14 protein-coding genes and 1 tRNA gene are annotated in these 17,815 nt (G+C 45.0%); 9 read left to right on the top strand and 6 right to left on the bottom strand.

Translation table 11 applies throughout. The features are described from left to right. Nucleotides 1-85 precede the first annotated feature (85 nt). From EHV08_RS04915 to EHV08_RS04905, 3 genes are read right to left on the bottom strand one after another with little or no spacing between them, the layout of a single operon-like run. Entirely contained in the window at nt 86-850 is a 765-nt protein-coding gene (locus EHV08_RS04915) for a DUF5683 domain-containing protein (protein ID WP_126678336.1), read from the bottom strand. A gap of 16 nt (nt 851-866) precedes the next feature. Beyond that, nucleotides 867-1,766 (bottom strand): ParB/RepB/Spo0J family partition protein, encoded by a 900-nt coding sequence (locus EHV08_RS04910; RefSeq protein WP_126678335.1) that lies wholly within the window; start codon nt 1,764-1,766, stop codon nt 867-869. 2 nt (nt 1,767-1,768) lie between these two features. Beyond that, nucleotides 1,769-2,530, bottom strand: a complete 762-nt coding sequence (locus EHV08_RS04905) for a ParA family protein (protein WP_126678334.1) — start codon at nt 2,528-2,530, stop codon at nt 1,769-1,771. A 209-nt stretch (nt 2,531-2,739) separates the two neighbouring features. Between EHV08_RS04905 and surE the strand changes: the two genes are divergently transcribed. Beyond that, the gene (gene surE, locus EHV08_RS04900) at nt 2,740-3,513 is read left to right on the top strand and encodes a 5'/3'-nucleotidase SurE (protein ID WP_126678333.1); all 774 of its coding nucleotides are present in this window, start codon (nt 2,740-2,742) and stop codon (nt 3,511-3,513) included. 56 nt (nt 3,514-3,569) lie between these two features. Next, entirely contained in the window at nt 3,570-4,718 is a 1,149-nt protein-coding gene (gene lpxB, locus EHV08_RS04895) for a lipid-A-disaccharide synthase (RefSeq protein WP_126678332.1), read from the top strand. Between the two features lie 160 nt (nt 4,719-4,878). Here the strand turns inward: lpxB and EHV08_RS04890 are convergent, their stop codons facing one another. Next, nucleotides 4,879-5,886 (bottom strand): lysylphosphatidylglycerol synthase transmembrane domain-containing protein, encoded by a 1,008-nt coding sequence (locus EHV08_RS04890; RefSeq protein WP_126678331.1) that lies wholly within the window; start codon nt 5,884-5,886, stop codon nt 4,879-4,881. Between the two features lie 130 nt (nt 5,887-6,016). Between EHV08_RS04890 and EHV08_RS04885 the strand changes: the two genes are divergently transcribed. From EHV08_RS04885 to EHV08_RS04875, 3 genes are all read left to right on the top strand, one after another. Continuing rightward, nucleotides 6,017-7,477 carry an aminoacyl-histidine dipeptidase gene (locus EHV08_RS04885; RefSeq protein WP_126678330.1) on the top strand — a complete coding sequence of 487 codons (1,461 nt, stop codon included), beginning with the start codon at nt 6,017-6,019 and terminating at the stop codon, nt 7,475-7,477. A gap of 540 nt (nt 7,478-8,017) precedes the next feature. Then, a complete protein-coding gene (locus tag EHV08_RS04880) occupies nt 8,018-8,944 on the top strand; it encodes a magnesium transporter CorA family protein (protein ID WP_126678329.1) in 927 nt (308 codons plus the stop codon). Between the two features lie 132 nt (nt 8,945-9,076). Further along, nucleotides 9,077-10,933, top strand: a complete 1,857-nt coding sequence (locus EHV08_RS04875) for a DUF349 domain-containing protein (protein WP_126679418.1) — start codon at nt 9,077-9,079, stop codon at nt 10,931-10,933. A gap of 117 nt (nt 10,934-11,050) precedes the next feature. Here the strand turns inward: EHV08_RS04875 and EHV08_RS04870 are convergent. Then, nucleotides 11,051-11,121, bottom strand: a tRNA-Gln gene (locus tag EHV08_RS04870). 234 nt (nt 11,122-11,355) lie between these two features. On the opposite strand from EHV08_RS04870, the gene rsfS reads away from it, so the two are divergent. The 3 genes from rsfS to EHV08_RS04855 all read left to right on the top strand — a co-directional run bounded on the left by rsfS (nt 11,356) and on the right by EHV08_RS04855 (nt 14,634). Beyond that, nucleotides 11,356-11,715, top strand: coding sequence for a ribosome silencing factor (gene rsfS / locus EHV08_RS04865; protein ID WP_126678328.1), 360 nt, complete (start codon nt 11,356-11,358; stop codon nt 11,713-11,715). Between the two features lie 86 nt (nt 11,716-11,801). Further along, nucleotides 11,802-13,802 (top strand): ATP-dependent zinc metalloprotease FtsH, encoded by a 2,001-nt coding sequence (gene ftsH / locus EHV08_RS04860; RefSeq protein ID WP_126678327.1) that lies wholly within the window; start codon nt 11,802-11,804, stop codon nt 13,800-13,802. Next, entirely contained in the window at nt 13,783-14,634 is an 852-nt protein-coding gene (locus tag EHV08_RS04855) for a phosphatidate cytidylyltransferase (RefSeq protein WP_126678326.1), read from the top strand. The genes ftsH and EHV08_RS04855 overlap by 20 nt, the downstream gene beginning before the upstream one ends. 98 nt (nt 14,635-14,732) lie before the next feature. On the opposite strand, the gene EHV08_RS04850 is transcribed toward EHV08_RS04855, so the two are convergent. Then, nucleotides 14,733-15,254: a DUF6935 domain-containing protein gene (locus EHV08_RS04850; RefSeq protein ID WP_126678325.1), complete on the bottom strand. Its 522-nt coding sequence runs from the start codon at nt 15,252-15,254 to the stop codon at nt 14,733-14,735. A gap of 246 nt (nt 15,255-15,500) precedes the next feature. Between EHV08_RS04850 and EHV08_RS04845 the strand changes: the two genes are divergently transcribed. Then, nucleotides 15,501-17,813, top strand: a complete 2,313-nt coding sequence (locus tag EHV08_RS04845) for a hypothetical protein (protein ID WP_126678324.1) — start codon at nt 15,501-15,503, stop codon at nt 17,811-17,813. Nucleotides 17,814-17,815: the final 2 nt, after the last annotated feature.

Genomic DNA, 17,815 nt, shown 5'->3' with positions numbered 1-17,815 from the left:
TTGTTTCATATCGTTAGGTGTTTGTACTCTGTCAGCCTCTGTTGAGGGGCGAAAAGTAATTCCTTTGTTACTCTTTTGATATTGTTCAGAAGGTTAGCGAGCAACTGACTCCTACTGCTGCCGACTTCAGCGGATTGTTGTAAATCCCGCTTTTTATCACTGCCGGCTCTATTCTCATGCTCAAGTCGGGCGATATGTCGAACTCGGATAGTGATGCATCTACGTAAGCATCGATTACCGACAGTGCATATACGCCCACGAGAATGAAGAAACTCATGTCGCGGTAGCGGCGAAAGTAATCCTTTCTTCTCCTGAAAATGTTCTCATATTGAGCCTTGTTGCTCTCGTTGATGACAGCCCCGAGGTGCAAGAATTGGTTGTAACTCTGCGTCTGCGGGTCGTTGTCCATAAGATCGAGATAGGCTTGCGAGTAGTCGTTGTACATCATGTTGTTCCACTGCATGGCATATATGCAACCCATGAATCCCCCATACACGATAGGTAGTTTCCAGTATTTGCGGTTGTATATCTGTCCTGCGCCGGGCAGTACTATGGAGAGCCAGAGTGCCTTCTTTGGATCCGGCCGCCACAATCCCATGTCTTTTTTCTCCTTCTTTATTCTCTCCCTGTCTCGCCTTTCTTTCGCAAAGGCAGGCCTCTCTCTTATTTCCGCGTCTTCAAAGTAAATGATGTCGCTACCCGTAGCAATCACGGTATCGCCGGCATTGCGTATCGGGTCGTAGTCGAAGATAAACGTGCTGTCAGTCTCCACCTGTGCCTTTGCACCTGTTGAGAACCATGTGAAAGCGATTATTGCCGTCACCGCAATCCTGTTTATTTTGCTCGACATTATCCTCACGGCGCAATCAGTTCATTTTGTCGAACACGCTCATTATGCGTTCCAGTTCCTCCTCACTGCCGAAAGGTATGGTAATCTTTCCTTTTCCGTTTGCAGAGCAAATCATTTCCACTTTGTTATTGAACAAGGCGGTGAGTTTTTCTTGCAGCGGGGCATATTCTTCCGGCATCGAAGTTCTTCTCTTCGGTGCGCTCTTCGTGCCCTCACCATCTCCTTCTTTCAGTCCTTTTACGAGGTTTTCCACCTGTCTTACCGAGTATCCGTTCTTCTGAATGTCGCGGAATACGCGTATTTGTTGCGACGGACTATCTATTGATAGCAGTGCACGTGCGTGCCCCATGTCTATTTCTTTCTTCTGAAGAGCCATCTGTACCTGCGCCGGCAGTTTCAACAGTCGCAGATGATTAGTGACCGCCGTGCGACTTTTTCCCACGCGCTCGGCCACTTTTTCCTGTGTCATTCCTGTGTTTTCCAACAGGTGCTGATATGCAAGTGCAATCTCAATGGAATTAAGATCCTCGCGCTGAATATTCTCAACGAGAGCCATTTCCATGACATTCTCGTCGCTTGTGGTGCGGATATATGCCGGTATGGCATTCAGTCCGGCTATTTGTGAAGCCCTCCAGCGGCGTTCTCCGGCTATGATTTGGTATTTGTTATCGCTCGTCTGCCTTAACGTTATGGGACTCACGATGCCTATTTCCTTTATGCTTTGCGCCAGTTCTTGCAGCGCTTCTTGGTCGAAATCGCGGCGCGGCTGGTTAGGGTTTGCCTCTATCTGCGATATAGATACCTCACATATTGTGGAAGAGCCCTGCGTCTTCACCTCCTCGGTAGAAATCAGAGCATCGAGCCCGCGGCCAAGTGCATTATGGCCGGACGTGGCATATTTCTTTCTTACTGCCATGATTAATTCTTGTTGATAATTTCCTTTGCAAGTGCAAGGTGGTTCTTTGTTCCTGTGGATTCAGCGTCATAAAGTATCACGGGTAGGCCGTGGCTCGGTGCTTCCGACAACTTCACATTGCGCTGTATAACGGTCTTGAACACCAATTCTTGGAAATGTCGTTTCACCTCATCGTATATCTGGCGAGCCAGACGCAGTCTGCTGTCATACATAGTGAGCAAGAATCCCTCGATCTCCAACTGCGTATTCAGTTTGCTTTTGATAATTCTTATCGTGTTAAGCAGTTTACTGATGCCCTCAAGTGCGAAATATTCACACTGAACCGGGATAATTACCGAGTCGGCAGCCGTAAGTGCATTCACGGTGATAAGTCCCAATGATGGTGAACAGTCGATAAGGATATAGTCGTATTCATCCTTTATCGGCTCGAGTATTTTCTTGATTACGCGTTCTCGTTGTGGGAGGTTGAGCATCTCGATCTCTGCACCCACGAGGTCTATGTGGCTCGGAATTATGTCGAGAGTCTCAATGTCTGTGGTGTACATGGCATCTCTTACGTCTGCTCCGTTGATGATACATTCGTAGAGAGAGCACTCCACCTCGTTGAGATCGACACCCAAACCGCTAGACGCATTGGCCTGCGGGTCTGCGTCAACTATGAGCACCTTTTTCTCAAGTGTAGCCAGTGATGCAGCCAGATTTATGCTTGTAGTGGTCTTGCCAACGCCTCCTTTCTGATTGGCTAATGCAATTATCTTTCCCATTTCTTTACTTCTTGTTTTTTTGCTTCTATTGACTTTGATGTCTTTAGAACTCTTTTAACTGTTTCTTTTAGCGTTTTACTGCCCATTTCAAAAGTCAATCTTTTTGATTTTTTGAGGGCAACAAGTCCTAAATATCTTGCAAAGATAAATAAAAAAATTGGTAAACTGATGTTTTTTTATTACTTTTGCACCGAAAGATTAATTTTTTTATGAAAAATAAAAGACCGTTAATACTTATTTCAAATGACGACGGCTACGATGCAAAAGGCTTGAACAGTCTTGTTGAAATGCTTCGCGACTTAGCCGAAATTGTTGTCTGTGCGCCGGATTCGCCACGCTCCGGATATTCGTGTGCATTCTCTGCGACTATGCCGTTGCGACTCGAACTCAGGAGTGAAGAAGAGGGATTGCAGGTGTGGTCGTGCAACGGCACACCGGTAGATTGTGTCAAGATGGCACTTGGCAACATCCTCACGCGTCGCCCCGATATGGTTATCGGAGGCATAAATCATGGTGACAATGCCTCGGTGAATACCCATTATTCAGGGACTATGGGCGTAACGCTCGAAGGTTGCATGAAATACATACCCTCCGTTGCGTTCTCTCTGTGCGACCATGACCCTGATGCGGATTTCTCTTTGATGACAACAGTGGTGCGCTATGTGACAAAGCGGGTTCTCGACGAGGGACTCCCCGTTGGTGTTTGTCTGAATATCAACTTTCCGGTAGTGGAGAAATACAATGGTGTAAAGGTGTGTCGAATGACCAAGGGAACATGGGCAGGAGAGACCGTTCGCTGCGTTCATCCGAGGGGTTACGACTATTTCTGGATGGTTGGCAAATATGAGACTGACGAACCCGATGCCGAAGATACTGACAACTGGGCACTGCGGCATGGATATGTGGCAATAACGCCTACACAGATAGATGTAACAAACTATCCGATGATTGAAAAAATGAAGACTTGGGAGTTCCCTGTCTGAATAGTAAAGGCTGTGAGGTTGATTAGTTAAGAGGATAGAAAAATGGCACGTAAGTTATGAAATACTATATTATAGTAGGCGAAGCGAGTGGAGACCTGCACGCTTCCCACCTGATGCAGGCAATCAGTGAGCGCGACCCGGAAGCGGATTTCCGTTTTCTTGGTGGCGATTTGATGACCGGAGTGGGGGGTACGCGCGTGCGTCACTACCGTGATATGGCTTATATGGGTTTCATTCCTGTGCTGCTGCACTTGCGTACAATATCCAAAAATATGAAGATGTGCAAGCGCGATGTGCTCAACTGGAATCCCGATGTGCTTATACTCGTTGACTATCCCGGTTTCAATCTCGATATAGCGAAGTATGTGCACCGTCATTCAGACATTCCTATATATTACTATATCTCACCGAAACTGTGGGCATGGAAGGAGTATCGGATAAAGAATATAAGGCGCGATATTGACGAATTGTTCTCGATATTGCCTTTTGAGAAAGACTTCTTCGAGAAAAAACATAACTATCCCATACATTATGTTGGCAATCCTACGGCGACAGAAGTGAACTGTTTCCGTGACAATTGCAAAGAAACGGCCGAGGAGTTCCGCGCAAGATACGGCCTTGACGAACGTCCGATAATAGCACTCTTGGCAGGCAGTAGGAAACAGGAGATAAAAGACAATCTTCCGGCAATGCTCCGTGCGGCAGCAGAACATTCACGCGACTATAATTTGGTACTGGCCGGTGCGCCCGGTATCGAGCGTGGATATTATGACAAATTTGTTTGCGATTATGGTGTGAGTATTATTGATAACAACGCGTTCGCGCTTTTAATGAATGCTACTGCGGCTTTAGTCACGAGCGGTACGGCTACACTTGAGACTGCGCTCTTTCGTGTTCCACAGGTGGTGTGTTATGAGACACCGATGCCCTCTGTAATCGGCTATCTGCGCAAGAAGGTTATCAAGGTGTCGTATGTTTCGCTTGTCAACCTCATTGCGGGGGAAGAAGTGGTGCCGGAACTTGTTGCCGATTCCTTCACCGATGAAAATCTTAGTGCGTGTCTGCGCTCGATATTGCCGGGGGGCAATGCTCGTGAGGCGATGCTTCGTGGCTATGAGCGCATGGAGGCGGCTCTCGGACATAACAATGCGGCAGATGAGACGGCGCGCATAATGCTGTCGTTGCTGCGCAAAGATACTCCGTGATTTCCGGTTGAATTATCTGCGGGTTGCCACTCGGCAAACTTTATGAAAACAATTTCGCCCAATTTGCTGACTAAATTGGGCGAAATTGCAAAGCAAAATGGGCGAAATTGGTTGGCAAATTCGCCTGTTTTGGTTTTATGAAGAGTGTTGACGACTTGCTTTATCCTTGATTTACAGGTGCTTTCTTGCTGTGGAACGACTGTGCCACCCACGCATATACGCCAAGCAGAACAACGAGCATGGTCTGTAGGGTATGCACGATAAGCACAAAATAAAGAGCCTGCGGGTCTGGCACGAGGTATAGTATGAGCATCGTTTTTACTGCGAAATGCCAAGGGCCGGCACCATTCGGGGTCGGTACTATCACTGCGATAGACCCCACAATGAATGTTACGAGAGCGCATGACATGCCGAGGTGGGACGTGGCATCAAAGCAGAAAAACGTGAGGTAGTAGTGCATGAAATAACTTCCCCATATTGCCAGTGTGTAAAAGGTGAACAATGGTTTGTTGCGCACACCGCGTAGCGACATCACGCCCTGCCATATTCCGCCCAATGTTGAGCGTACCTTATTATATATACTAAGGCGGCGAAAGAGCAGGTGGAGCAGAATGATTGCAGCAATGCCACATATAATGGTGACGAGATAGCCTGCCGGTGAGAAGCCGGAGAGTATAGAGTCGATGCTTGTACCGGTCTTTTCGAAGAATACTCCGAAAAGGCTCATCTGCCACAGCAGTGTCAGTGAGGTTATGGCAAGTACGAGCAATGTGTCAATGGCACGCTCGGTGACAACAGTGCCCAATGCCTTGGGGAAAGACACTCCGTCGTACTGTCGCAGCACACCGCAACGGGTGAACTCTCCGATACGCGGAATCACGAGGGAGGCGGCGTAACTCATGAATATGCTGTTGATACAGGTGGAGGTGCGTGGGGTTTCGCCTAACGGCTCCAACGCCATTTTCCAACGCCATCCGCGGAACATTTGCGCCAATATTCCGAAAGGCATGGAGAGAATCATCCACGTCCAATTCATCTCGTGCAGCATCACGTTTTTGATGCTCCCGAAATCGAAGTCGCGATACATCCAGTAGAGTATTGCTGCGCCCAAGATAATAGGCATTGCGATTTTCACCGCATTCGAAATGATTTTCTTTTGCTCTGTCATATTGTAATCGCGTGCAAAGGTAGCGTAAATCAATGTAATACGGAAATTTGTAGTGAAAAGATTTGGCGGTGGAATAGTTTTTTTATATCTTTGCGGTCGAAACTTTAAATTAAAATAAGATATAACAACTATGAACGAAATCTTAAATCTTAAACCGCAATGTATCTGGAAGAACTTCTATGCATTGACACAAGTTCCACATCCATCAGGACATCTTGAGAAAATAGAGACATTCTTGCTTGACTTCGCAAAGCAGGCAGGAGTAGAGGCTTTCAAAGATCCGGCCGGCAATATAGTAATGCGCAAACCCGCAACTGCCGGTATGGAGAACCGTAAGGGTGTGATACTGCAGGCTCACATGGACATGGTGCCACAGAAATCTTACGACAGTAAGCATAACTTCGAGACAGACCCGATTGAACCGTGGATTGACGGTGAGTGGGTAAAGGCAAACAATACCACACTTGGTGCAGACAATGGCTTGGGCGTTGCAGCCATTATGGCCGTTATGGAAGATAAGACTTTGAAGCATGGTCCGGTAGAGGCTCTCATCACAGCAGATGAGGAAACCGGTATGTGTGGAGCCAACGACCTGCCCGCAGGCGAACTTAATGGCGACATTCTGTTCAACCTCGACTCTGAGACATGGGGCAAGTTCGTTATCGGAAGTGCCGGTGGTATAGACGTAACAGCCATACTTGGCTATAAGGAAGTTGACACCGACAAGGAAGATGTTGCAGTTCGCGTAACGATAAAAGGCCTCCGTGGAGGACACTCCGGACTGGAGATAAACGAGGGCAGAGCCAATGCTAACAAATTGATGGTGCGCTTCGTTCGCGAGGCTATCGCTAAGTGTGACGCTCGTTTGGCTACTTGGCATGGCGGAAACATGCGCAATGCTATTCCTTTCAAGGCCGAGACAGTGCTCACTTTGCCGAAAGAGAATGTTGAGGCAGTGAAAGAACTTGTTGAGGAGTGGAAAGAACTGTTCATCGATGAGTTCAAGATGATAGAGACAAATGGCATTGAGTTCTTCGCAGAAGATGTTGAGGCACCTGCCAAGCAAGTGCCTGTAGAGGTTCAGGATAATCTCATTAATGCCATTTATGCATGCCATGACGGTGTTATCCGTATGATTCCTTCTTATCCCGATGTTGTGGAAACAAGTTCTAACCTTGCCATCATAGACATCGAGGGTGGTGATGCTTTTGTGAAGATTCTTGCCCGCTCAAGTCGTGAGGATATGAGAGACTATGTTGTGAATACAATTGAGAGTTGTTTCAACATGGCCGGAATGAAGGTGGAAACTGCCGGAAGTTACGGCGGTTGGGATCCGAACCCGGATTCTGAGGTTCTCGCACTGATGCTGCGTGTGTATAAAGAACTGAGCGGTGAGGACGGTATCGTGCAGGTTGATCATGCCGGTTTGGAGTGCTCGATAATCCTTGGCAAGTATCCGCAACTTGATGTGGTAAGTTTTGGTCCTACCATTCGCTCTCCGCATACAACTACCGAGCGTGCACTCTGGAAGACTGCAGAGCCGTTCTGGGAATTGCTGAAGAAGGCACTTGAGGAAGTTCCTGTGAAATAAGAGGCTGTTTTCCGGAATTGTTAGGGTCTTCCTGATAATCCCGGAAATCCTCAGTCTTATCCCAAAGGATTCAAATAAATCCCAATTTTATCATAGAGTTGTCCCGAAAAATCTCCGGATAACTCTATGATAATTTTTATATAACCTTACGACCTATCAATATTATTCCACCCGAAACCGATAATCGCCCCTCAATACCTACGCCGCCCAAGTCTAAAATAAAAATCCCATTTCAATATTGTAATCCTCCTTTATCCCCTCAAAAATACCCCTTTATCCTAAATTTTTCCAAAATTCTTAATCGAAAAAAATACGATAATGCTCGTGTTAGAAAAAAAAATATTATCTTTGCAGCCGAAAATCGTGCATAATACCATAAAAAATAACAATCAGAACGGTATATGCGCCAATATTAATCAAAAGAAACAACAGTATGGACGACTATCCGGCGGAAAATAACGAGAACTTATCGTAGGCAGAGGATTACCACTTCCGCAGGGCTAATCCTTCGCCAAAAGAATCATTGAAGGATTAGAAAAAATGAAGAAATACTGGAACACAACAGGTTGCCTAAAGCAATTGACAGAGTGGCAACCGAACTGTTGGACACAGGTAACATGTCCGACCGACGAGGATCAGCGTGAACTTGAAGAAAGATTCGGCATCCCCGACTATTTCATTTCTGACATCAGCGATACCGACGAGCGTGCCCGCTACGAATATGACGACGGCTGGATGCTCATCATCTTGCGTATCCCATACGTTAAAGAGGTGCGTTCCCGCACCCCTTTCACAACCGTGCCTCTCGGCATAATACATAAGCGCGACGTTACAATAACGGTGTGCTACTACGAAACCAATATGATGCTCGATTTCATAAGTTTTCATCAGAGGCGCGGTTCGGGCTTTACCGACTATGTGGATATGATTTTCAGACTCTTCCTCTCATCGGCAGTGTGGTATCTGAAACGCTTGAAACAAATAAACAACATAATAGAACGTGCGAAGCAAGACCTCGATAAAGGTGTTGACAATGAGTCGCTTATAGGACTGAGTAGGCTTCAGGACTCGCTTACATACTTCATCACTTCGATACGTGGGAACGAGAACCTGCTGCAGAAGTTGAAGTTCAAATTGCAGGTCGATGAACTTGATGCCGACCTGATAGAAGACGTGAACATCGAGATGAGTCAGGCTCGCGAGACGACAAATATCTACTCCGACATTCTCGAATCTACAATGGACACCTATTCGAGCATAATCAACAATAACATGAACACCGTGATGCGCACGCTCACCGTGGTGACAATCGTGATGATGTTCCCCACGCTCGTAGCATCGCTTTTCGGAATGAACCTCATAAACGGCATGGAAGACAGCCCATTCGGTTTCATCATCGCATTGGTTATATCTCTGCTTGTTTCTTTCGGTTCGTGGGCTGTTTTGCGTTGGAGAAGGCTTATTTGAATCGAAAAAGTGAAAAAAACATTCTTTTTTTAGGTTATTTAAAATAAAAGACGTAATTTCGCACGTTGAATGTAGTTATAATCCTCTATGTTGGGGAGAAAATCTCGAATCATCAACTATAAAGACAGTTACATGATGGACTCTCAGGAGAATACCTTGGATAAGGCACAAATGGAAGAAATGGCAGTCGAGAATACGGCTGAAGTAGTGAATAGTGAGCCGATGGCAGATACTGCAGGTGCTCAGGCAGAGGAAGTAAAGCAAGAGGAGCAACCCTCAAAGGTCTATGAAACTAAAAAGGAAATAATAGAAAGGTTGCAGGAAATTGCTCATGGAGAAGGCGCGCCGAACAAAGAAGAGGTCGATGCGCTGAAATCTTCATTCTACAAATTTCATAAGGCAGAGCGTGAGGCTGCACTGAAGGAGTATCTCGATGCCGGAGGCGATCCTGAGAAATACCATGTTATGCCTGATGATGAGGAAGAAGCATTCAAGAGCGAGATGATTCTCATCAAGGAACGACGTGCAAAGATTTTCCAACAACAAGAAGAAGAGAAACAGGAAAACCTGAAGAAAAAACAAGAGATAATTGAAAAGGTGAGAACAATGGCGACATCGCCGGAGGAAGCCAACAAGTCATACCAACAGTTCAAGCAGTTGCAGCAGGAATGGAAAGAGATAAAACTCGTGCCGGCTGACAAGGCCAACGAACTGTGGCGCAGTTATCAACTCTACGTTGAGCAATTCTATGATTTGCTGAAACTGAACAGTGAAGCACGCGAATACGACTTCAAGAAGAACCTCGAAAAAAAGACAAAACTGTGTGAAGCGGCAGAAAAACTCGCCGAAGAGGAAGACATTATAAGTGCGTTCCACCAACTGCAGAATCTGCATCAGGAGTATCGCGAGACGGGTCCGGTGGCAAGAGAATTGCGTGATGAGGTGTGGGCACGCTTCAAGGCGGCATCTACCGTAATCAACAAGAAACACCAACAGCACTACGATAACGTGCGTGCAAAGGAACAAGATAATCTCGTTCGCAAGACTGCCCTCTGTGAAAGGGTTGAGGAGATTGTGCAGAGAGAGAACAAGGGTGCGGCCGATTGGGACAAGAATACGAAGGAGATAATGGAAATCCAGAAAGAGTGGAAGACCATAGGCTTTGCTCCCCAGAAGATGAACGTTAAGATTTTTGAACGTTTCCGCAAGGCATGTGATGACTTCTTTGGCAAGAAATCAGAATATTTCAAGGACTTGAAGCAGCGTTTCAGCGAGAATGCAGAGAAGAAACGTGCACTCGTTGAGCAGGCGCAGGCACTTCAGGACAGTACTGACTGGAAAGCGACGGGCGACAAACTGATTGCTTTGCAGAAAGAATGGAAGACCATAGGAATGGTGTCTAAAAAACTCGGAGACCAACTGTGGAATGATTTCCTCGCTGCTTGCAATAAGTTCTTTGAGGCTCGTAACGAAGCAACATCGGGCACAAGAAAGGCTGAGAAAGAGAATTTGGAGAAGAAGCGCGGCATAATAGCACAATTGAAGACCATACTCGAAGAGGCAGGTGAGGATGTAAAGGATAAGGTACACCAACTTACTGATGAGTATAACGGCATCGGACATGTGCCTTTCAAGGAGAAAGATAAAATCTATAAGGAATATCGTGAGGTTCTCGACCGTATCTATAATGAACTTAACATCAGTGCCAACCGTCGCCGTCTCGACAATTTCCGCAGTTCGGTGAAAAGTATGGCAGAACGCGGGGAGGGTTCGCTCGATAGCGAACGTTCACGACTGATGCGTCGTTACGAAGGCTTGAAACAAGAAATTCAGACCTACGAGAACAACCTCGGCTTCCTAAATGTTGCTTCGAAGAAAGGTAATTCGCTGATTGATGAGATGAACCGTAAGGTGCAGAAACTGAAAGATGAATGCGAACTGGTGCGCCAGAAGATAAAGACTATCGACGAAGAGAACAGCGAACAATAATAAGTCGCAGTGCAACATAATATATAAATCCCCGCAATCGTAACAGGTTGCGGGGATTTTTTACTTGTATATATGTAAAAAAAGAGGTTATGCCTATAGCGACATAACCTCTCGTTGTTGGGGTACTCGGACTCGAACCAAGAATGACAGGACCAGAATCTGTAGTGTTACCATTACACCATACCCCAATCATTTAAAGCAATGGATGACGGTGTTTCCGCTTGTTCTCCCACAAACTACACCCGAATTGCGGGTGCAAAGGTACATATAATTTTTAAAATACAAAGGTTTTTCTTTACTTTTTTCTAAAAAATATCAAATTAATAATCGATATTAGTGGTTTTACGATTATAAGATGTACCTTTGCATAACATTTTGCGCACGAAATAAGCGCATAAAAAATCAAATCATTAATTACTTAAATGACAACAGTAAAACAACTTGTAGAAGTTATTACCCAAGGTATTCAAGAGAAGAAAGGGCAAGAAATCGTTATTGTAGATATGCAGGGAATAGAGGGAGCAATCTGTAACTATTTTGTGATATGTACCGGAAATTCGCCCACTCAGGTGTCGGCAATCATGGACTCGGTGGAGGATATGGCACGCGATAAGGCCGGCGAGAAGCCCATACGCGTTGTGGGAGAGCAGCAGGCTCAGTGGATTGCGATGGACTATGTGGACGTGATGGTGCATATTTTCCTGCCTGAGACTCGTGAGTATTACAACATAGAGCGACTGTGGGAGGATGCCAAAGTGGACGTTATTCCAAATATTGATTAATATCGGGAGCGAAAAATAAGGAGAGAAGTTTGAAAAAATATGAAATTCTAAGTTAAAAACAATAAGGACAATCGTCTGATAGAGAAATGGAACAAAACAACAATAACCGTCCGAAGATGCCGAAGTTCAACATGAGTTGGATTTATATAATGATATTGCTGGCTCTCGTGGCATTCTATTTTTCGGGAGGTGACAGCATAGGTGGGGGTATGAATAAGACCGCTACGTATGATGAGTTCAAGGCTTATGTGGATAGCGGATATGCACAGAAGGTGGAAGTGAACAAAAGCGACAATGTCTTGAAGATGTTCGTGAAGCCGGAATACGTGAGACGTATATTCAAGACAGGTCTCGACAAGGTGGGGAAAAATCCTTATCTTGAAGTGGAATATGGCAGTGTTGACAAGGTGGAAGAGTTTATCAGTGCTGCGAAAGAACAAGGGAAGTTCAAGGGACAACTTGACTATCAGAACCGTAAGGACAACGGTTTGCTGAATATCCTTATTAATTTCTCTCCTTTCATCATACTCATCGTTATATGGATATTGATAATGAAGCGTATGGGAGGCGGTGCAGGCTCTTCGGGAGTGTTCTCGGTGGGCAAGAGCAAGGCCAAGATGTATGAAAAGGGAGGCGAGATAAACGTTACGTTCAAAGACGTGGCGGGACAGGAAGGAGCAAAGCAAGAGGTTCAGGAGATTGTCGAATTTCTGAAGAATCCAAGAAAATATACCGACCTCGGAGGTAAAATTCCTAAGGGAGCATTGCTCGTAGGACCTCCGGGAACGGGTAAAACACTGCTCGCAAAGGCTGTTGCCGGCGAGGCAGGAGTGCCGTTCTTCTCGATGTCGGGTTCTGATTTCGTAGAGATGTTCGTGGGTGTCGGTGCCAGTCGTGTTCGCGATTTGTTCCGTCAGGCAAAGGAAAAGTCACCCTGTATAATCTTCATTGACGAGATTGATGCAGTGGGAAGGGCACGCTCCAAGAATCCATCTATGGGCGGAAACGATGAGCGTGAGAACACACTTAATGCCTTGTTGACCGAGATGGACGGTTTCGGAACAAACAGCGGAGTGATAATTCTTGCTGCAACAAACCGTGTCGATATGCTCGACTCTGCTTTGTTGCGTGCCGGAAGATTCGACCGTCAGATAAATGTTGACCTGCCGGATCTCAATGAACGCAAGGCGATTTTCATGGTACACTTGAGGCCTATCAAGATAGACCGCAGTCTTGATATTGACCAGTTGGCACGTCAGACACCGGGATTCTCCGGAGCAGACATAGCCAACGTTTGTAATGAGGCAGCCTTGATAGCCGCGCGTCATGATAAACAAGCCGTGGAGAAACAGGATTTCCTTGATGCCGTTGACCGTATCATCGGTGGACTGGAGAAGAAGACGAAGGTACTTACGGCGCATGAGAAACGCTCAATAGCAATACATGAGGCAGGCCATGCCACCATATCATGGTTCTGTGAGCATGCCAATCCGTTGGTCAAGGTGACTATTGTGCCACGTGGCCGTGCTCTCGGTGCGGCATGGTATATGCCCGAAGAGCGACAGATAACGACCAAGGAGCAGATGCTTGACGAGATATGTGCATTGCTTGGAGGGCGTGCAGCCGAGGATTTGTTCATCGGACAGATTTCTACGGGGGCGATGAACGACCTCGAACGCGTAACAAAGACATCTTACTCAATGATAGCATACGCCGGAATGAGCGACAAGATACCGAATGTTTGCTATTACAACAATCAGGAGTATAATTTCCAAAAGCCTTATTCCGATACCACAGCGCAGGTGATTGACGATGAAGTGATGAAACTGATAGCAGGTCAATACGAGCGTGCGAAACAGATATTGACAGAGCATAAGGATGGACACAATAGGTTGGCGCAACTCCTGATAGACCGCGAAGTTATTTTTGCAGAGGACGTTGAGGAAATTTTTGGTAAACGACCATGGGCAAGTCGCTCTTCAGAGATTATGCAAGAGGAGGCAAAAGAATCAGTTGAATCGGTGCAGGAAACATCTGTAGCAGAAATAAAAGAAGACAATAACGATAATGAAAAATCTGATAGTTAGAGCCATTACAGGCGTGTTTTTCGTCACGGCAGTGGTAACTTGCTTTCTGAGTCCTATTACAATGGTATTCCTTTTTGCCATTGTCACGGGACTTACGGTATGGGAGTTTACCGGGATTGTCAATACGTTAAAGGCCGTAAGTGTGAATCGCTTTATCAGTACGGTAGGCGGTGTGTATCTTTTCTTGGCAATGGCGGGATATGTCAGTGGCTTCGTGCCGACAAGTGCGGTGTTCGTGCCGTACCTGCTCACCGTGGTATATCTTTTCATAAGCGAATTATATACATGTGCCGAAAACCCTATAAACAACTGGGCTTACACCATGCTTTCACAGATGTATATCGCCCTGCCGTTCTCAACGATAAATGCTCTTGCTTTCATGCAGCAGGGTGACGGTACTATTGCATTCAGTACGATGTTGCCGTTGAGCGTTTTCATTTTCCTTTGGGTGAGCGATACAGGTGCATATTGTTGTGGTTCTCTTTTCGGTAAGCATAAGTTGTTCCCCCGTGTTTCGCCCGCCAAGAGTTGGGAGGGTAGCATCGGCGGAGGCATTTTTGTGCTGATTACTGCTGCCGTGGTGTGGTATTTCACCGGTGGTAATGATGCGGGAAGTGTTCTTACGCTTCCGGTATGGCTCGGTTTAGGACTCGTTGTTGTGGTGTTCGGAACTTTGGGCGACCTCGTAGAGAGTCTTTTCAAGCGTACTGTCGGCATCAAGGATAGTGGCAGCATACTGCCGGGACATGGCGGAATGCTCGATCGCTTCGACTCATCGCTAATGGCTTTGCCTGCGGCTTTAGTCTATTTGTATTCGGTAACATTATTATAAAAAAACTCCTTATAACTTAAGAAGATTACTTTTCATACCAATGTGTTTTAGGTTTGGAAAGTAATCTTCTTAAGTTATAAGGAGGCTTTAATTCCTATTTATGCCCACGGATCTTCTGAAACCGGGACTCTGATGTCTGAGAGGAAACTGAACTGGGTCACGAACCATTGTCCTGTGCTTGGTTTCTTGCGCAAACATACCGGGCGAGGGCTGTCTGCACCGCCCGAATATAGAAATATTTTTGCCGATGTATCAACGTAAGAGTATGGGTTGGTTGACACTTTTATAGTGTAAGGAACCGATGGTATATAACCATTGTTCGGTGTTGCACCTGCAAAGAAAGAGCGTGGCTTGTATGTCTTTCCACCGAGTCTGTCGCGTAGAAACTGCACCTCAATGTTGGTCATCGGTGTCGGTCCCATAAGATAGTTCAGCATTTCAAGCGAGTCCTCGATGCTCTCTTCGTATCGGCATAGTGCAGCAACTACGAGTGCTGCAACTTCAAATTCGTCTGTAAGCCCGGCCTGTGGCATGGCTTTTAGTTCGTCAATGTTTTTCGGCAGTGTCGAGAATGTGATGGTCTTCGACTTATTGCCATTAAGAAAATCTAAAAATCCCATAGTCTGATATTTGTTTTTATTGTCCAATTGTGTTTGCAAAGATATAATTAAAAATAGTGAGTTGTTCTGTTTTTGTATCTTCTTTAACATAATTTTCGATATAGGTGTGCTTTTGAAGAACTAAACTGATATCCGGTATTGATAATCCGTATATTATAAATCCTTTCTTTTCTTATAATTTGGCCAATACAAAGTAAATGCTTAATTTTGCATTAGAAAAGCAATTGATTAAATAAAATATAAATTATGAAAAACAACTTGAGGTTTAAAACGCTCCTTCTTTCGCTAATGGTGTTATTTTCCGTAGGGGGCTATGCAGAAGAAAAGACGAGCACTTTGACATTTAATGGTAAATGTAATGGTAGTGGTACAGCCGATGATGGTGTGAAATGGACGATTACATCTGATGGATCGGAATCCACATTTGAGCCTGCTAAAGGTATTCATTATGGAACATCAAAAAAAGCGGTATCTTATTTGCGACTAAACACTTCGGGTATTAGTGGCACAATAACGCAGGTTGTAGTTAATGCATCAGGTGCTAAAAATACCACTGCAAAACTTAATGTTACCGTAAGTGGTATGCCGTTTGGAGGTGAAGAATCATTAACAGCAAACAACAAACCATATACCTTTACCGGAAATTCAACCGGAGAAATCGTAGTAGAATTAAAACAAGAACCTGCAAAGAAAGCATTATACGTGAAATCTATTGTTGTGACATACTCTACTGAAGTGCCACAAGGGACTGAAAACCCGGAGAATAGTTTTGCCAACGCAGTGGAGAATGCTACAGTCGGCCAGTCTTATACATTACAGACATTGACAACAAAGAGTGATGGTGGAAGAAACTATGAGAGTAGTAGTATGGATGTCGCATCTATTGATAAGTCTGGAGAAATAACATTGCATAAAGCAGGTGAGACAACAATCACCGTTAAGACTTTGCAAACCGCAACATACGCGGAAGGCTCTGCATCGTATAAACTTATTGTAAGTAAAGGTACTCCTGATCTGAAATTCGATCCCGATAACTTCTTTATGCTTAAAGGCGATGAGAATGAAGGCCCCAAATTAATTAATTCCGGAGATGGTGCTGTAACTTATTCAATAGTAGGAGACGGTATTGCCGAAATAATGAATACCGGTTTCATTAAAGCATTGAATGTCGGCACAACTACCGTTACTGCTACAACAGCAGAAACAGATGCCTATCTCTCTGCATCTGCGTCCTATACTCTTACTGTTGAGGAGAACCTAATATCTAAGGGGAGTTACGAAATTGTTACGGATGTAGGGACTCTGCAGGCCGGTGACAAGTTGATATTCGTTTATCAAGGTAAAAAACTTCCGGTGGCAATGGGAGTAAAAAAAACGAATAACTTCGGTAGAACAATAGTAGTGTATTCGAAAGAGAATGATAAGTCTTTCGTTGAGGTGCAGGATGATGATAAAGAAAATGTAACTCAGATATTGCTCGGAGGAAAAGCCGGCGAATGGACATTCAACACCAAAGATGGTTATCTCTGCACTGTAACAGGTAATGCTAATTCCTTGCTAACAACAAATAAGGTTGATGACTATTCCAAGGCATCAATATCTTCAGATAATAATGGTGTAACAGTGAAGTTTATAGGAAGTCGCAGGATTATTAAATACAATGATAAGAATTCTTTGTTTTCTGCTTATTGGGAAAGTAGTGATTTCCCACTTATTCAGATTTATCGAAAGGTAAACGACATAACGGTTTCTTTCGACAGGACTAACGATGAAATAACCTATGGCGATAACTATAATCTGCAGCAGGCAAGCATTGAAGGCTCTTCCGACGAACTTGTATATACCAGCAGTGATGAAACTAAAGTAAGGTTTCACGACAACAATATCATTGATATTCTTGCTCCCGGTACGGTGAAAATCACGGCAAAAATACCGCATACAATATATAGTGCTGAATATGAACTTAAAATAAACAAACCTTCTGATAGTCATCTTGTTAATCTTACGTTCGGCGAAACCGGCTATCTTACATGGGTGGCGACTGATGATATTGACTTCGCCAATACGAATGGTGTAAAGGCATATCAGATAAAAGAGGCCACCGAAGAGCGGATAGTTGCAGAAGAGGTGAATGCTGTTCCCAAAGGTGCTGCCGTATTATTGAAAGGCAACGGCACCGTAACACTGACACGTACCACCGGCGTTGAGCCACTGACAGACAACAAGATGAAGGCTTGCACCGACTTGACAGTGGTAGGAATGACCGAAGGACAGACCTCAACCGATGTCTATGTTCTCGGAAAAGGCTCTAACGGAATCGGATTCTATATGCTCAAGAACACGTTGCAGGTAGGAAAAGGTTATCTCAAAATCGGTGGAACAGTAGGTGGGGCAAAGCCGGGCTTCGTAGGTTTTGATGAAACAGTGAACGGCATTGACGGCGTAGCAGTTGATAATTATGATGAAAACGGTGCTTTTTACAACCTCCAAGGTGTGCGTTCAAAGACTCCACAGAAAGGAATCTATATCAAGAATGGTAAGAAAGTTGTTTTTAAATAATA

Origin of the sequence: Prevotella koreensis (genome assembly GCF_003977605.1) — a bacterium.
Classification (GTDB): Bacteria; Bacteroidota; Bacteroidia; order Bacteroidales; family Bacteroidaceae; genus Prevotella; species Prevotella koreensis.
The sequence above is the reverse complement of the archived record's forward strand: the minus strand, read 5'-3'. Positions and strand labels throughout refer to the sequence as shown.

Bases quoted from the DNA above. Each gene is read 5' to 3' on its own strand.
- EHV08_RS04880 (WP_126678329.1), top strand. From the start codon at position 8,018: ATGAAGAAATACTGGAACACAACAGGTTGCCTAAAGCAATTGACAGAG.
- EHV08_RS04905 (WP_126678334.1), bottom strand. From the start codon at position 2,530: ATGGGAAAGATAATTGCATTAGCCAATCAGAAAGGAGGCGTTGGCAAG.
- lpxB (WP_126678332.1), top strand. From the start codon at position 3,570: ATGAAATACTATATTATAGTAGGCGAAGCGAGTGGAGACCTGCACGCT.
- surE (WP_126678333.1), top strand. From the start codon at position 2,740: ATGAAAAATAAAAGACCGTTAATACTTATTTCAAATGACGACGGCTAC.
- rsfS (WP_126678328.1), top strand. From the start codon at position 11,356: ATGACAACAGTAAAACAACTTGTAGAAGTTATTACCCAAGGTATTCAA.
- EHV08_RS04850 (WP_126678325.1), bottom strand. From the start codon at position 15,254: ATGGGATTTTTAGATTTTCTTAATGGCAATAAGTCGAAGACCATCACA.
- EHV08_RS04915 (WP_126678336.1), bottom strand. From the start codon at position 850: ATGTCGAGCAAAATAAACAGGATTGCGGTGACGGCAATAATCGCTTTC.
- EHV08_RS04885 (WP_126678330.1), top strand. From the start codon at position 6,017: ATGAACGAAATCTTAAATCTTAAACCGCAATGTATCTGGAAGAACTTC.
- ftsH (WP_126678327.1), top strand. From the start codon at position 11,802: ATGGAACAAAACAACAATAACCGTCCGAAGATGCCGAAGTTCAACATG.
- EHV08_RS04845 (WP_126678324.1), top strand. From the start codon at position 15,501: ATGAAAAACAACTTGAGGTTTAAAACGCTCCTTCTTTCGCTAATGGTG.
- EHV08_RS04875 (WP_126679418.1), top strand. From the start codon at position 9,077: ATGATGGACTCTCAGGAGAATACCTTGGATAAGGCACAAATGGAAGAA.
- EHV08_RS04890 (WP_126678331.1), bottom strand. From the start codon at position 5,886: ATGACAGAGCAAAAGAAAATCATTTCGAATGCGGTGAAAATCGCAATG.
- EHV08_RS04910 (WP_126678335.1), bottom strand. From the start codon at position 1,766: ATGGCAGTAAGAAAGAAATATGCCACGTCCGGCCATAATGCACTTGGC.
- EHV08_RS04855 (WP_126678326.1), top strand. From the start codon at position 13,783: ATGAAAAATCTGATAGTTAGAGCCATTACAGGCGTGTTTTTCGTCACG.